Origin of the sequence: Streptomyces sp. NPDC098101, assembly GCF_044760185.1 — a bacterium.
Lineage (GTDB): Bacteria > Actinomycetota > Actinomycetes > Streptomycetales > Streptomycetaceae > Streptomyces.
This window is the reverse complement of the sequence record NZ_JBIWAS010000001.1, coordinates 974533-990120: the sequence shown is the minus strand read 5'-3', so window position 1 is coordinate 990120 and position 15588 is coordinate 974533. Positions and strand designations below refer to the sequence as shown.

General features: G+C 77.6%; 3 protein-coding genes. All 3 read right to left on the bottom strand.

The annotated features are described in order from the left end of the window. Positions 1 to 29: 29 nt before the first annotated feature. The 3 genes from ACIQVI_RS03970 to ACIQVI_RS03960 are packed head-to-tail and all read right to left on the bottom strand — an operon-like array spanning position 30 to position 15577. Positions 30 to 1988 carry an HAD-IIIC family phosphatase gene (locus ACIQVI_RS03970; protein WP_403590696.1) on the bottom strand — a complete coding sequence of 653 codons (1959 nt, stop codon included), beginning with the start codon at positions 1986 to 1988 and terminating at the stop codon, positions 30 to 32. Beyond that, the gene (locus tag ACIQVI_RS03965; RefSeq protein ID WP_403590693.1) at positions 1985 to 5179 is read right to left on the bottom strand and encodes a type I polyketide synthase; all 3195 of its coding nucleotides are present in this window, start codon (positions 5177 to 5179) and stop codon (positions 1985 to 1987) included. The genes ACIQVI_RS03970 and ACIQVI_RS03965 overlap by 4 nt, the downstream gene beginning before the upstream one ends. Before the next feature lie 27 nt (positions 5180 to 5206). Next, entirely contained in the window at positions 5207 to 15577 is a 10371-nt protein-coding gene (locus ACIQVI_RS03960; protein WP_403590690.1) for an SDR family NAD(P)-dependent oxidoreductase, read from the bottom strand. Between the last annotated feature and the right edge of the window lie 11 nt (positions 15578 to 15588).

Sequence of the window (15588 nt, the reverse complement as noted above, 5' to 3'; positions counted from 1 at the left end):
TCGTCCCGGGCAGTTAAGTCGAGTACGCCTCAGGTTGTCAATGCCGGGGCGCCGGGGGCCGGGAGCAGGTCTTCGGCCACGTCCAGGGCCAGGTGGCCGGGCACCTCGGGCCGCCGGTCGAGGCGGTGCACGAAGACGGTCCCGGCCGAGCCGCCCGTGTCACCGGTTCCGCTCGGGTCGGGGCCGAGCTCCTCGAACCCGTAATGGGCGTAGAGGCCGGCGACCTTGGCGTTCTTCGCGGTCGGCCGGTACGTCCCGCGCACCTCGGCGAACCCGGCCCCGGCGGCCCGGTCCAGGAGCGCCGCCAGGCAGGCCTGTTCGATGCCCCGGGCGAACACCCGGCAGCTGAGCAGCAGGTTCTCGATGTGCAGGACCTTCTCCTCGGCGCGCAGGAACACCGCGCCGACGAGCCCGTTGCTCCCGAACCGGTCCCCCGCCGTCAGCCCGAGGACGGCGGTGTCCGGACCCGCGGCCCCGGCCCGCACCTCCTCGGCCGACAGCCTCCGCGTCGTGAGGTTGAACTGGTTGGTGCGCAGGGTGAGCTGGGACAGCCGGGGGATCTCCGCCGGGGCCGCCGGGGCCAGCCGCACGGTCACGCCGAGCCCGGCGAGGAACTCCTCGGCACCGCCCGCGGCGGACAGGAAGTCCGCCCGCGCCGCCTCCTCGCGGTAGCGGCGGGTGCGGACCCGGTCCTCGGACGTCACCTCCGTCGTCGTGAACCAGCCGTCCGCGAGCAGCCGCGTCACGTGCAGCGCCGGATCGCCGTCCAGCGGAACCACCGTCGTCTCCGGGAGCTCCGCGCCCACCGCCGCGCACTCGCTCGGGTTGTCGTCGGCGAACACCACGCTGTCGCCGCCCAGGTTGAGGCCCTCGGCCAGGGCGCGCAGCGACTCCGGCTTGGGCTGCCAGCCGGCGAGGATCCGTACGAAGTCCTCCTCCCGCACCCGCAGGTCGGGATGGTCGCGGAGGGCCGCCACCACGGCGTCCCGGTCGTTCTTGCTGACCGCCGCGAGGAGCACCCCCTGCGACTGGAGCTGCTTCACGACCCCCTGGACCCGGTGGAAGGCCTCGCCCCGGCGGCCGTGCGCCACCTCGATCCCCTCCACGCCGTCGTCGCCCAGGACGCCGCCCCACAGGGTCTCGTCGAGGTCCACGGCCAGCACCTTCTTCGTCCGGCCGGTCACCGCCCGGACGAGGTGGCCCAGTTCGCGGGCGTACGCGGCGAGGAACGCGTCGGAGAACCGGGCGCCCGCGTACGCGTCGAAGCGGGCGTCGGCGAGCGCGACGGGCTCGCCGAGCAGCGGGTCGACGTCGAGCACGACGACCCGGCCGGACCCCTCGCCGGAACCGAACCCGAGGAGGTCCGCGTTGGCGGTCCGCCAGACCGCGCCGAGCCGCGCGCGGGACGGCAGGTCGAGCAGCTGCGCCTGCTGGTTCCTGGGCAGCGGCAGCGTGTTGAGGACGAGGGTGCCGGAGGAGCGGGCGGCGAACCCGGTCGCCAGCCCCCGCCACAGCGCCAGCTTGCGCCGCAGGGCGTCGTCGACGTCCTCCGCCGTGAACGGCACCGGCACCTCGTCGAAGACGGTCGCGTGGTCCAGGACGCACACGGTCACGTCGGCGGGCTCCGTGTGCAGGGAGCTCGCGGGGTCGCCGAGTTCGTGCACGTACGAGCCGAAGCCGGTGAGCCGCACCTCGGGCAGGAAGCCGTGGCGGGCGAGCTCGGCGAGCAGCGCCGTCCGCAGCGCGTCCAGGGTGCCGCCGCCGGTCAGCGCGACCGTGACGGAGGGCAGCCCGGGGTGGTGGGCGCGGGCCCGCGCCGGGTCGACGCGGGCGAGGAGGCGGGCCGCGCGGGCGAGGTCCGGCCGGTCGAGCGCGGCGAGCAGCGCGGGCACGCGGTCGAAGTGGCGGTCCAGGCCGCCGTCGCGGTGCAGGGCCCGCAGGGCGTCGAGGGCGGCGGACGAGGAGGCGGGTGCGGGGTCGGTCGTCATCGGACGGTCTCCGGGGTGCGGGGGGCGAGCGACGCGAGGAGGTGTGCGGCCAGGTCGTGCGCGGTGCGGTGCTCCAGGACGACGGAGGGGCGGACCTCCGCCCCGGTCTCCCGGTTCAGCCGGGCGGCGATCTCCAGCGAGCCGAAGGAGGTGATGCCGATCCCGGTGAGGTCGGCGGCCGGGTCGACCTCACCGGGCGCGTAGCCGAGGGCCTCTGCGACGGCGTCGAGGACGCGGGCGAGCACGACGCCCTCCCGCTCCTCCTCGGGCACCTCGTCCAGCGCCAGGACGGGCGGCTCCGCCCGCTCGGCGGCGAACGCCGTCGTGTCGGGGACGGGGCCGGGTGCGGGGGCGGGGGCGGTCCGGTGGAGCCAGTACGAGCGGTGCTGGAACGGGTAGACGGGCACGAGCGCCGGGTCGGCGGCCGGTCCCGCGCCGAGCAGCCGGTCCCAGTCGACGCGGACGCCCCGGCAGTGCGCCTGGGCGACGGCCCGGACGACCGAGGCGGCCTCCGCGGCCGGACGGCGGACCAGCGGGATCACGGCGGCCTCGTCCCGCCGGTCGGCGAGGCAGTCGGCGACCAGGCCGGTCATGGTGGTGTCGGGGCCGATCTCGACGAAGGTGTCGACGCCGAGGCCGCGCAGGGCCGTCACGCCGTCGTGGAAGCGGACCGCGTCGCGCACCTGGGCCGACCAGCGGCCCGGCGCGGCGAGTTCGGCGGCGTCGGCGACCTCGCCGGTGCGGTTGGCCACCAGGGGGACCCTCGGCCGCGCGACGGCGAGTCCGGCCGCCGCCGCGTCGACCGCGGCGAGCGCGGGCTCCATGTGCGGGGAGTGGAAGGCGTGGCCGACCTTGAGCGCCTTGGTCCGTACGCCCTCCGCCCGCCAGAGGGCCGCGAGCCGGCGCACGGCGTCGGCGTCGCCGGACACCACGGTGGACCGGGGGCCGTTCACGGCGGCGACGGCCACCGCTCCCCCGGCCCGCGCGAGCGACTCCCGGACCTCGGCCTCGGAGGCCCGGATCGCGACCATCCCGCCGCCGCCGGGGGCGGCCTGCATGGCGCGGGCCCGGGCGACGACGAGCCGGGCGGCGCCGTCCAGGGTCAGGGCGCCGCCGACGTGGGCGGCCGTGAGCTCGCCGATCGAGTGGCCGAGGAGCGCGGCCGGGACCAGCCCGAAGGACTCCGCGAGCCGGGCGAGCGCCGTCTGCACGGCGAACAGCGCCGGCTGGGCGTACTCGGTCCGCTCCAGGAGCGCCGCCCGCGGGCTGCCGGGCGCAGCCAGGACCACGTCCCGCAGGGCGGGTCCCCTGTCCGGGCCCCGGGCCGCGTCGAGGGCGGCGCACACGGCGTCGAAGGCCTCGGCGTACACCGGGAAGCGGTCGAGGAGTCCGGCGCCCATGCCGGGCCGCTGGGTGCCCTGCCCGCTGAACACGAAGGCGATCCGGGGCTCGGGGCCGGCGCTCGTGACGGGCGCGGAGGGGGCCGCGAGCGCGTCGAGCTCCCGGCCGAGTCCGGTCGCGTCGGCGCCCTGGACGGCGGCCCGGTACCGGAAGGGCGTACGGCGGGTGGCCAGCGTCCGCGCGACGGCGCCGAGATCGGTGTCCGGCCGGTCCCGCAGCAGCGCCCGCAGCCGGCCCGCCTGGGCCCGCACCGCCTCGGGCGACCGCCCGGACAGCGCCCAGACGACGTCCGTCCCGAGGGCGCCGGGGTCCGGGGCGGGGGCTTCGGCCGGGGCTCCGGCGGTGGGCTCCGGGGTCGGCGCTTCGGCCGGTGCTCCGGCGGTGGGCTCCGGGGTCGGCGCTTCGGCGGTGGGCTCCGGAGCCGGCGCGTACTCCTCCACGATGACGTGGGCGTTGGTGCCGCTGATGCCGAACGAGGAGACGCCCGCCCGGCGCGGGCGGTCCCCGGCGGCGGGCCAGGGGCGGGCCTCGCTGAGGACGGCCACGCGTCCGGAGGGCCAGTCGACGAACTCGGACCACTCGTCGGCGTGCAGGGTCGCCGGCAGGACGCCGTGCCGCAGGGCCTGGACCGTCTTGATCACTCCGGCCACGCCGGCCGCCGCCTGGGTGTGGCCGAGGTTCGACTTCACCGAGCCGATGTAGAGCGGGGCCGTACGGCCGGGGTCCTCGCCGTACGCGGCGATGAGGGCGGCCGCCTCGATCGGGTCGCCGAGGGCCGTCCCGGTGCCGTGCGCCTCGACCGCGTCGACGGCGGAGGCCGGGATCCCCGCCGCGCGCAGGGCCGCCTCGACGACCTTGCGCTGGGCGGGCCCGCTCGGCGCGGTGAGCCCGTTGCTCGCCCCGTCGGAGTTGACCGCCGAGCCGGGCAGCAGGGCCAGTACGGGATGCCCGTTGCGGCGGGCGTCGGAGAGCCGCTCCAGGACCAGGAGCCCGGCCCCCTCGCCGAAGCCCGTGCCGTCCGCCCCCTTGCCGAAGGCCTTGCAGCGGCCGTCGGCGGCGAGCCCGCCCTGGGCCGCGAAGTCGGTGAAGACCCGGGGCGTCGACATCACGGTCACCCCGCCCGCCAGCGCCAGGTCGCACTCGGCCCGGCGCAGCGACTCGGCGGCCAGGTGCAGGGCGACCAGCGACGACGAGCAGGCGGTGTCGACGGTCAGGGCGGGACCCTCGAAGCCGAAGGTGTGCGCGAGCCGCCCCGAGACGATGCTGGCCGCGTTGCCGGTCATCAGATGGCCCTCGACGTCCGGGGGGACGGTGCCGGGCGGCGGCGCGTACTCCTGGTAGATCGCCCCGGCGAAGACGCCCGTACGGCTGCCGCGCAGGTCGCCCGGCAGGATCCCGGCCCGCTCGAGGGCCTCCCAGGACAGTTCGAGGAGCTGCCGGTGCTGCGGGTCCATCGCCAGGGCCTCCGTGGGGCCGATGCCGAAGAACCCGGGGTCGAAGCCGGCCGCGTCGTCGAGGAAGCCGCCGGCCCGCGCGTGCTCCAGGGCGGCCGGGTCCCAGCCTCGGTCCTTCGGCGGGTCCCCGACGGTGTCCGCGCCCCGCGCGACGACCTCCCAGAGGTCCTCGGGCGAGCGGACCCCGCCGGGATAGCGGCAGGCCATGGAGACCACGGCCACCGGCTCGCGGAACGCGGCGAGCCGCGCCGCGTGCTCGGCCAGTTCCTTCTTGGTCCTGGCGAGTTCCTTCGTCATCCACTGGAGGTACTCGACCAGGGTCTTCTCGTCGGCCATGACTGCGGCCTCCTCTCGTCGGCGGGGTCAGGAACGGAACTCGGAGTCGATGAAGCGGAGCAGCTCCTCCGCCGTCGCCGGGGCGGCGGCCGCGTCCGGGTCCGCCGCCGGTGCGGGGGCCAGCCGGTCCAGGAGGTGGTCGGCGAGCGCCTCGGGCGTCGGGTGGTCGAAGACCAGGGTCGCCGGGAGCCGCAGGCCGGTGGCCCGGCCGAGCCGGTTGCGCAGCTCGACCGCGGTGAGCGAGTCGAAGCCGAGCTCCTTGAAGGTCCGGCCGTCGGCGCCGCCGTCGGCGCCGGGCGCGGACCCGAGGACGGTGGCGATGTGCCGGAACACGGTGTCGGCCACCAGTTCCCGGCGCCGCGCGGGCTCGGCCGCCGCGAGCCGCTCGGGCAGTCCGTCGCCGGCCGGCGCCTCCTCGGCGGCGGCCGTGCCGGTCCTCGGGCGGACCAGCGAGCGCAGCGGCGGCGCGAGTTCCGTCTCCGCCGCGAGCCGGGCCGCGTCGAGCCGTACGGCGGCGAGCGCGGGTTCGCCCGCCTCCAGGGCCGCGTCCAGGAGGGCGAGGCCGTGTGCCGGGGACAGCGGCAGGAGGCCGCCTCGGTCCATCCTGGCCCGGTCGGCGCGGGACAGCGTGCCGGTCATGGCGCTGTCGGACCGCCACAGGCCCCAGGCCACGGAGGTGGCCGGGAGGCCCGCCCGGGCCCTGGCCGTCGCCAGGGCGTCCAGATGGACGTTGGCGGCGGCGTACGCGCCCTGGCCCGCGCTGCCGACGAGGCCGGCCGCCGAGGAGAACAGGACGAACGCGGCGAGGTCGGCGTCCCTCGTGAGCCGGTCCAGGTGCCGGGCGCCGTCGGCCTTGGGCCGCAGCACCGCGTCGAGGCGGGCCGGGTCGAGGGTGCGCAGGGTCGCGTCGTCGAGGACGCCCGCGGCGTGCACGACCGCCGTCAGCGGGTGCGCGGCCGGGATGCCGGCGAGCAGGGCGGCGACCCGCTCCTCGTCGCCGACGTCCGCGGCGACGGAGGTCACCTCGGCGCCGAGGGCGGCGAGTTCGTCGTGCAGGGCGCGGTCCTCCTCGGTGTGCGCGCCGCGCCGGCCCACGAGGAGCAGGTGCCGGGCGCCGTGCCGGGCGGCGAGGTGGCGGGCGACGAGCCGGCCGACGCCGCCGTACGCGCCGGTGACCAGGGTGGTGCCGTCCGGGTCGAGGGGCCTCGGGACGCGCAGCGCCACCTTGCCGGTGTGCCGGGCGAGGCTGAGGTGGCGCAGGGCCCGGGGGGCCTGGGCCACGTCCCACGCGGTCACCGGCAGCGGCGTGAGGACGCCGGTCCGCAGCAGTTCGACGAGGTCGGCGAGCATCTCCCCGATGCGGTCGGGGCCGGCCTCCATGAGGTCGAAGGAGCGGTAGCCGACGCCGTGTTCGGCCCGGACGCGGAAGGCGTCGCGCAGGTCGGTCTTGCCCATCTCGACGAACAGTCCGCCGGGGGCGAGCAGTTCGAGGGAGGCGTCGACGAACTCTCCCGCGAGGGAGTTGAGGACGATGTCGACGCCGCGTCCGCCGGTGGCGGCGCGGACGGCGGGGACGAAGGACAGGTCGCGGGAGTTGCCGATGCGGTCGGCGGGCAGTCCGGCGGCCTCGGCGGCGGGGTGTTTGGCGGGGCTGGCGGTGCCGAAGACGCGCAGGCCCCAGTGGCGGGCGAGCTGGATCGCGGCGCCGCCGACGCCTCCGGCGGCGGAGTGGACGAGCAGCCACTGCCCGGGTTTCGCGTCGGCCAGGTCGCTCAGGGCGTAGTACGCGGTGAGGAAGACGGCGGGCACGGTGGCGGCCCGCGCGAAGTCGATCCCCTCGGGGACCGGGGCGAGCAGCCGGTGGTCGGTGACGGCGACCGGGCCGATGCCGCCGGACACCAGGCCCATGACCCGGTCGCCCGGGGCGAGTCCGACGACGCCGTCGCCCGTTTCGAGGACCACGCCGGCGGCCTCGGTGCCGAGTTCGGCCTCGCCCGGGTACATGCCGAGGGCGAGCATCGCGTCGCGGAAGTTCAGCCCGGCGGCGCGGACGGCGATCCGCACCTCGTGGTGGCCGAGGGGCCGGGCGGGCACCGGGCGGCGCACGAGGTCGTCGGCGGAGCCGCTGCCGCCGGTGGCGAGGCGCCAGTTCCCGTCCCGGTCGGCGGCCGGGGCGAGCACCGGCCGGTGCGGGCGGAGCCGGGGCACCAGGAGTTCCGTGCCGCGCAGCGCGAACTGGTTCTCGTCGCCGGCCAGGACCCTCGGCGGCACGTCCCGGCCGGGACCGTCCGCGTCGACCAGGACGACACGGCCGGGTTCCTCGGTCTGCACGCTGCGGACCAGGCCCCAGACGGCGCCGCCGACCGGGCCCGCGACGCCCTCGCCGGGCACGGCCTCGACGGCGTGCCGGGTCCGTACGACGAGGCGGACGGGGTCCAGGCGGGGTGCGGCGAGTCCGGCCCGCAGGGTGCCGACGAGCGCCTCCAGGGTGCCGCGCAGGGTCTCCGGGCGGTCGTCGCCGGGGTCCGGGACGGGCAGGACGAGGGCCCCGGGCGGCGGGGCGCCCGCGTCGAGCGCCGCCAGTGCGGCGGCGAGGTCGGGGTGCTCCGGCGAGCCGAGCTCCCACACCGCCGGTACGGCGGCGACGGGACCGTCCGTGCCGGGGGCCGTCTCCCAGCCGAGGGCGTACAGGGAGTCCGCCCCGACGGGCTCGGCGACCCGGAAGGCCACGGCGTCGAGGTCCGCCACGGGGGCGCCGTCGGCGTCGGTCAGCGCCACGGACACGGTGTCGCCCTCGCCTCGGCGCAGGTGCGCGCGCACCCGGTCCGGCACGTCGCCGTACCGCCGCAGGCCGCGCCAGCTGAAGGGGAGCCGGACGGCCCCGTCGTCGGGGAAGAGCCCGGCGACGCCCGCGACGTGGAGGGCGGAGTCGAGCAGCGTCGGCGCGATCCGGAACCCCGCCGCCGGGCCGGTCGTGGACAGCTCGGCGTACGCCTCGCCGTCCGACCGCCACGCGGCACGGACGCCGCGGAAGGCGGGGCCGTACTGGTAGCCCTTGAGCGCCAGGTCGTCGTACAGCGCCTCGACGTCGACCGGCTCGGCACCGGCCGGGGGCCAGGGGGCGGGGTGTTCCTCAATGGGGGTCCCGGGGTGCCTCCGGGCGGGTGCGAGGGTCCCGGTCGCGTGGGCGGTCCACGGCGCGCCGAGCGGATCGGCGTCGGCACCGGCCTCGTCGGTCCGGGGGTCGGCGGGCCGGGCGTGCACGGTCAGGGGCCGTACGCCGTCCCGCTCCGGGGGTCCGACGGCCACCTGGATCTCGACCGCGCCGCCGTCGGGCGCGTCCGCCGCGAGCACCAGCGGCTCCCGCAGGACCAGTTCCTCCAGCTGTCCGGCGTCCGTCAGGCCGCCCGCGTACAGGGCGAGTTCGGCGAGGACGGCGCCGGGGACGAGGACCGTGCCGTCCACCGCGTGGTCGTCGAGCCACGGCTGCTCGTGCGGGGAGAGCCGGCCGAGGAGCAGCAGTCCGTCGGTCCCGGCGGTGCGGACCGCGCCGGTGAGCAGCGGGTGGCCGGCCGGGCGGAGGCCGGCGGGCGCCGGTCCGGTCGCGGGCGCGGGGGCGGCCGGGTCGAGCCAGTGCCTCCGCCGGTCGAAGGCGTACGTGGGCAGGGGCGGAAGGCCCGGCGTCCGGGCCCCGGTGTGGGCGGTCCAGTCGACGGGCACGCCCTGGACCCAGGCCTCCGCGACGGAGCGCAGCACCCGGTCGAGGCCGCCCTCGTCCCGGCGGAGCGTGCCGAGCACGGCGGTGGCGTCGCCGCCGGGCGCGGCGTCGAGGACGTCCTGGACGCCGACGCCGAGCACCGGGTGCGGGCTGATCTCGACGAAGACCTCGTGGCCCGCCGCCAGGGCGGCTTCCACGGCCGTCCGCAGCCGCACGGTCTCGCGCAGGTTCCGGTACCAGTAGGCGGGCCGGCCGAACTCGGGGTCGCCGGGTGCGACGGGTTCGCCGGTCACGGTCGAGAAGATCTCGGCCGTGAAGGCGTCGCGGAGCTCCGTCTCCGGGAGCACGGCGAGGAGTTCCGCCTCCAGGGACGCCACCTGGGCGGAGTGCGAGGCGTAGTCGACGTCGATGAGCCGGACGCGGACGCCCTGCTCGTCGAAGGCGCGGCGGACCCGTTCGACCTGCTCCGGTGCGCCCGCGACGACGGTGGAGCGGGGTCCGTTGACGGCGGCGACGCCCGCCGTCGCGCCCGTCGCGTCGAGCACCTTCCGGACCTCGGTCTCGTCGGCGGCCACCGACAGCATCGCGCCGCTGCCCGCGAGGGCGCGCAGGGTCCTGCTGCGCAGGGCGGCGACGGCGGCCGCGTCCGCGAGGGACAGCGCCCCGGCGGTCGGGGCCGCGGCGATCTCGCCCTGCGAGTGTCCTATGACGGCCGCCGGGCGCACCCCGAACGACTCCCACAGCGCGGTGAGTCCGGTCATGGTCGCCCAGAGGACCGGCTGGACGACGTCCACCCGGGTCAGGTCGGCGTCGCCGCGCAGCGCGTCGAGGAGGGACCAGCCGGTGAGCGGGTCGAGGACGGCCGCGGCCTCGGCGATCCGCTCGGCGAACGCGGGCGAGCGGTCCAGGAGTTCGCGGGCCATGCCGGGCCACTGGGCGCCCTGGCCCGGGTAGAGGAAGACCGGGGCGCGGTCGGCGGGGGCGTGGCCGGTGACGGCGTGCGGGGACGGGGTGTCGTCCGCGACGGCGGCCAGTCCGGCGAGGGCCTCGGCGCGGTCCCCGGCGACGACGACCGCGCGGTGCGCGAACGCGCCCCGGGCGCCCGCGAGTTCGGCGGCGACGGCGCGCAGCGCGGTGTCCGGGCGGGCCTCCAGGTGGGCCAGCAGGCGCCGGGCCTCGCCCCTGAGGGCGCCCGCCGACTTCGCGGACAGGACCAGGGTGTACGGGGCGCCGCCGCCCGGCTCGTGGCCGGGTCCGTCCTCCGGGCGGTCCGGCGCGGGGGCCTCCTCGATGACGACGTGCGCGTTGGTGCCGCTCATCCCGAACGCCGAGACGCCGAAGCGGCGCGGTCGTTCGCCCGCGGGCCAGGGGGTGTTCTCGGTGAGCAGGGCCAGTCCGCCCCGCTCCCAGTCGACGTGCCGGGTCGGCGCGTCGACGTGGAGGGTGCGCGGCAGCGTCTCGTGGTGGAGCGCCTGGACCATCTTGATGATCCCGCCGACGCCCGCCGCGGCCTGGGTGTGCCCGATGTTCGACTTGAGCGAGCCGAGCCGGAGCGGGGGCCGGCCGTCCCGGCCCGCGCCGTACGCGTCGAGGAGCGCCTGTGCCTCGACCGGGTCGCCGAGGGTGGTGCCGGTGCCGTGGGCCTCGACGGCGTCGACGTCCGAGGGGGTGAGCCCGGCGTTGCGCAGCGCCTCCTCGATGACCCGCTGCTGGGAGGGGCCGTTCGGGGCGGTGAGGCCGTTGCTGGCGCCGTCCTGGTTGGTGGCGGAGCCCCGGAGCACGGCCAGGACGGGGTGGCCGTTGCGCCGCGCGTCCGACAGCCGCTCCACGAGGAGCAGTCCGACGCCCTCGCTGAAGCCGGTGCCGTCGGCGGCGTCCGCGAAGGCGCGGCAGCGGCCGTCCGGGGAGAGGCCGCGCTGCCGGCTGAACTCGACGAAGGTGGCGGGCGTCGCCATCAGCGTCGCGCCGCCGACGAGCGCGAGGTCGCACTCCCCGGAGCGCAGTCCCTGCGCCGCCAGGTGGAGGGCGACGAGCGAGGAGGAGCAGGCGGTGTCGACGGTGACGGCCGGGCCCTCCAGGCCGTACGTGTACGAGATCCGGCCGGAGGCGACGCTGCCGGCGCTGCCGGTGCCGAGGTAGCCGCCGTGCTCGCGCGGGTCGGCCTGGGCCCGGCCGCCGTACTCGGTGTAGATCAGGCCCACGTACACGCCGGTGCGCGAGCCGCGCAGGCCGGCCGGGTCGATGCCGGCGCGCTGGAACGCCTCCCAGGAGGTCTCCAGGAGGAGGCGCTGCTGGGGGTCGGCGGCCCGGGCCTCGCGCGGGGACATCTCGAAGAAGTCGGCGTCGAAGTCGGCGGCGTCGTGGAGGAAGCCGCCGCGCCGGACGTAGGAGGTGCCGGGGTGGTCGGGGTCGTCGTGGAAGAGGCGGTCCAGGTCCCAGCCCCGGTCCCCGGGGAAGTCCCCGATGGCCTCGCCGCCGCGTTCCAGGAGCTCCCAGAGCGCCTCGGGGCTGTCGGCGCCGCCCGGATAGCGGCAGCTCATGGAGACGATGGCGATCGGGTCGTCGTCGGTCCGCGCGGCGGCACCGGTACGGTTCCGCTCCCGGTCGGCCGGGGCCGCCCCGGCGGCCAGGTACGCGGCGACGGCGCGGGGCGTGGGGTGGTCGAACACGAGGGTGGCGGGAAGGCGGCGCCCGACGACCCTGCCGAGGTGGTCGCGGAGCTGCACGGCCGTCATCGAGTCGATGCCGAGGTCGCGGAACGGCCGGTCGGGGCGGACGTCCCGGGGCGAGTCGTAGCCGAGGATGCCCGCGACCGCCCTGGAGACCGTGGCGAGCAGGTCCGCCGGGTCGGCCGGCCGGTCGGCGGCCGGTCCGGCCGGGTCGACGACGCCCAGGCGGCGGCCCGGCGCGGGGGCGGCGGGCGGGGCCTCGGGCAGGGGGCCGTCCAGGGTGCGCAGCCGGATGGCCCCGACGGTGAGGACGAGGCGTCCGTCGGCGTCGACGGCGGTGGCCGCGAGTTCCTCGGGGCCGCGCCGGGTGACGGCGATCCGGGCCACGGGGGTGCCGGGGGCGTGCACGTGGACGTCGGTCCAGGCGAAGGGGACGGTGACGGCGGTGGTGGCGGCGGCGGTGTCCGCCTCGGCGCCGCCGGTCGTGTCGTCGTTCGTGCCGCCGGTCGTACTGTCGGGCGTGTCCCCGTCCGTGCCACCGGTCGTGTCGTCGTTCGTGCCGCCGGTGGTGAGTCCGGCCAGGAAGGACGCCTGGAGCGCGGCGTCGAGGACGGTCGGGTGGATCGCGTACCCCGGCCCCGGGGTGCCGGGGACGACGTCGGCGACGGCGGTGACGCCGTCCGTGCGGACCGCGCGCACCGAGCGGAGGGCGGGCTCGTAGTGCACGCCCCGCTCGGCGAGGGCCGCGTACCCGGCGGCCGGGTCGACGGGCTCGCCGCCGTCCGGGAACGCGGCGGCGCCCTCCCCTTCCGTCCCGTCCGTGCGCGCGGTGAGCACTCCGGTGGCGTGCAGCAGCCACGGCGCGTCCGGGGCCTCGTCGTCGCGCCGCGCGTGCACGGTGACCGTCGCGTCGCCGTCGTCCTGGGCGTGGACGGACACCTGGAGCCGTACGGGCGCGTCCTCGGGGACGTCGACGGGGGCGAGCAGGGTCAGCTCGCGCACCCGGGGCAGGCCGACGCGCTCCCCCGCCGCGAGGGCGAGTTCGGTCAGCGCGCCGGAGACGAGGAGCGTGCGGTCCCCGAGGCGGTGTCCACGCGTCCAGTTCCGTTCCGTGCCGGTCGCGGGGACGGCGCCAGTGAACAGCACGCCCGTGCCGTCGGCGCGTTCGACGGCGGGGCCGAGCAGCGGGTGGCCGCCGGGGTCGGCCGGGGCGGGCGCGTCCCCGCCGGTGCGGGTGTCGAGCCAGTAGCGGCGCTCCTGGAAGGCGTACGTGGGCAGGGGCACCGTCCGGCCGCCGGTGGCCGGACGGCGGACCTCCGCGCCGGCGACGTACAGCTCGGCGGCGGCGGTGAGCAGTTGGTCGAGGCCTCCGTTGTCGCGGCGGAGCGTCCCGGAGACGTGGACGGGCGCCTCCTCGTCCGGGCGGGCGTCCTCGGCCGTGTCGGTGAGGGCGGCGACGAGCACCGGGTGGGCGCTGACCTCCAGGAAGTGGCGGTGGCCCGCGTCGATCAGCGCGCGCACGGTGGCGTCGAGCAGGACCGGCTCGCGGAGGTTGGCGTACCAGTAGGCGGCGTCGAGCCCGGTGGTGTCGCTCGCCCCGGGCCCGGCCGTCACCGTGGAGTGGAAGGGGACGGTGGAGGCGCGCGGGCGCAGCCCGGCGAACTCGGCCAGGAGGGCGTCCCGCAACGGTTCGACGGCGTGGGAGTGGGAGGCGTAGTCGACCGGGATCGGGCGGGCCCGCAGTCCGTCGTCGCGGGCGGCGGCGACGAACGCCGCGACGGCGTCGGCCTCCCCGGACACGACGGTGGAGCGGGGTCCGTTGACGGCCGCGACGCCGAGGTCCGTACGGTCGCCGACGCGGCGCCGCACATCGTCGGCCGACAGTTCGACGGAGGCCATGGCGCCGGTGCCCGCGAGGGCGAGGAGGGCCTTGCTGCGCCGGGCCACGAGCGCGGCGGCCTCGTCGAGGGAGAGGGCTCCGGCGACGTACGCGGCGGCGATCTCGCCCTGCGAGTGGCCGACGACGGCGGCGGGTTCGACGCCGAGGGCGCGCCAGGCGGCGGCCAGCGACACCATGACCGCGAAGAGGGCGGGCTGGACGACGTCGACGCGGGCGAGCTCGGGGGCGTCGTCCCGGGAGACGACGTCGAGCAGGTCCCAGTCGGTGTGCGGCGCGAGGGCCTCGGCGCAGCGGGTCAGCTCGGTGCGGAACGGCTCGGAGGAGGCGAGGAGGTCGCGGGCCATGCCGGCCCACTGGGAGCCCTGGCCGGGGAACACGAAGACGGGGCGGGCGGCGGCGCGGGCCTCGCCGCGCGCGGTGCGGCGGGAGGGCACGCCGTCCGCGAGGGCCGCGAGTTCGCGGGCGAAGTCGTCCGGGGTGCGGCCGACGGCCACGGCGCGGTGCGGCAGGGCGGCGCGTCCGGAGCGCAGGGTGTGCGCGACGTCGGCCGGGGCGAGTCCGGGGTGGGCGTCGAGGTGGGCGCGCAGCCGGGCGATCTGGTCGTCCAGCGCCCGCTCGGTGTGGCCGGACAGCTCCCAGGCGACGGGCGGGGGCGCGTCCGCCGGATCGGGGACCCCTGGCGCGTCCGCCGCATCGGGGACCCCTGGCTCGGGCGCGGGCGCGGGTTCCGGGGGTGCCTCGATGACGACGTGCGCGTTGGTGCCGCTGATCCCGAAGGAGGACACGGCGGCGCGGCGCGGCCGGTCCCGCTCGGGCCAGGGGCGCTCCTCGGTGAGGAGTTCGACGCCGCTGTCTTCCCAGGCGACGTGCGGGGACGGCGCGTCGACGTGGAGGGTGGCCGGCAGTACGCCGTGCCGCATCGCCTCGGCCATCTTGATGACGCCCCCGATGCCGGCGGCGGCCTGGGTGTGTCCGATGTTGGACTTCAGCGAGCCCAGCCACAGCGGATCGCCGGCCGTGCGCTCGCCGCCGTACACGGCGATCAGCGCGGCGGCCTCGATCGGGTCGCCGAGGCCCGTGCCGGTGCCGTGGCCCTCGACGGCGTCCACGTCGGCCGCGTCGAGCCCCGCGTCGTCGAGCGCGGCCCGGACGACCCGCTGCTGGGCGGAGCCGTTCGGGGCGGAGAGCTGGGTGCTGGCGCCGTCGGAGTTGACGGCGCTGCCGCGCAGCACGGCGACGACGGGGTGGCCCGCGGCGAGCGCGTCGGAGAGCCGTTCGACCAGGACGAGTCCGGCGCCCTCGGCCCAGCCGGTGCCGTCCGCGCCGGCCGCGTACGCCTTGCAGCGGCCGTCCGGGGAGAGGCCGCGCTGTCGGCTGAACTCCACGAAGGTCGCCGGGGTGGCCATCACCGTCGCCCCGCCGGCCAGGGCCATCCGGCAGTCGCCCCGGCGCACCGCCTGGGCGGCGTAGTGCAGGGCGACGAGCGACGAGGAGCAGGCGGTGTCGACGGTGACGGCGGGGCCTTCGAGTCCGAAGGTGTACGCGACCCGGCCGGAGGCGACGCTGCCGGCGCTGCCGGTGCCGATGAACCCCTCGAAGCCCTCGGGGGCGCGGGCGTGGCGGGAGCCGTAGTCGCCGTACATGACGCCGGCGAAGACCCCGATGGACTGACCGGACAGGGAGCGCGGGTCGATGCCCGCGCGTTCGAAGGCCTCCCAGGCGGTCTGGAGCAGCAGTCGCTGCTGCGGGTCGACGGTGAGGGCGTGGCGGGGGCTGATGCCGAACAGTTCGGCGTCGAAGTCCGCGGCGTCGTGGAGGAAGCCGCCCTGGTCGGCGTAGGTGGTGCCCTCCTTGGCCGGGTCGGGGTCGACGAGCCGGTCGAGCGGCCAGCCCCGGTCGCGCGGGAAGGGGCCGATCGCGTCGGTCCGCGACGCGACCAGCCGCCAGAGGTCCTCGGGCGACCGGACGCCTCCGGGGTAGCGGCAGGCCATGCCGACGATCGCCAGGGGTTCGCCGGCGGCCTGCTCGACCTCGTCGAGCCGCGCGCGGGTGCGCAGCAGGTCGGCGGTGGTCCGCCTGAGGTAGTCGCGGAGCTTGTCTTCGTTCGCCATCGATAAACCGC

Coding starts and splice junctions, on each gene's coding strand:
- ACIQVI_RS03970 (WP_403590696.1), bottom strand. CDS start 1,988: ATGACGACCGACCCCGCACCCGCCTCCTCGTCCGCCGCCCTCGACGCC.
- ACIQVI_RS03965 (WP_403590693.1), bottom strand. CDS start 5,179: ATGGCCGACGAGAAGACCCTGGTCGAGTACCTCCAGTGGATGACGAAG.
- ACIQVI_RS03960 (WP_403590690.1), bottom strand. CDS start 15,577: ATGGCGAACGAAGACAAGCTCCGCGACTACCTCAGGCGGACCACCGCC.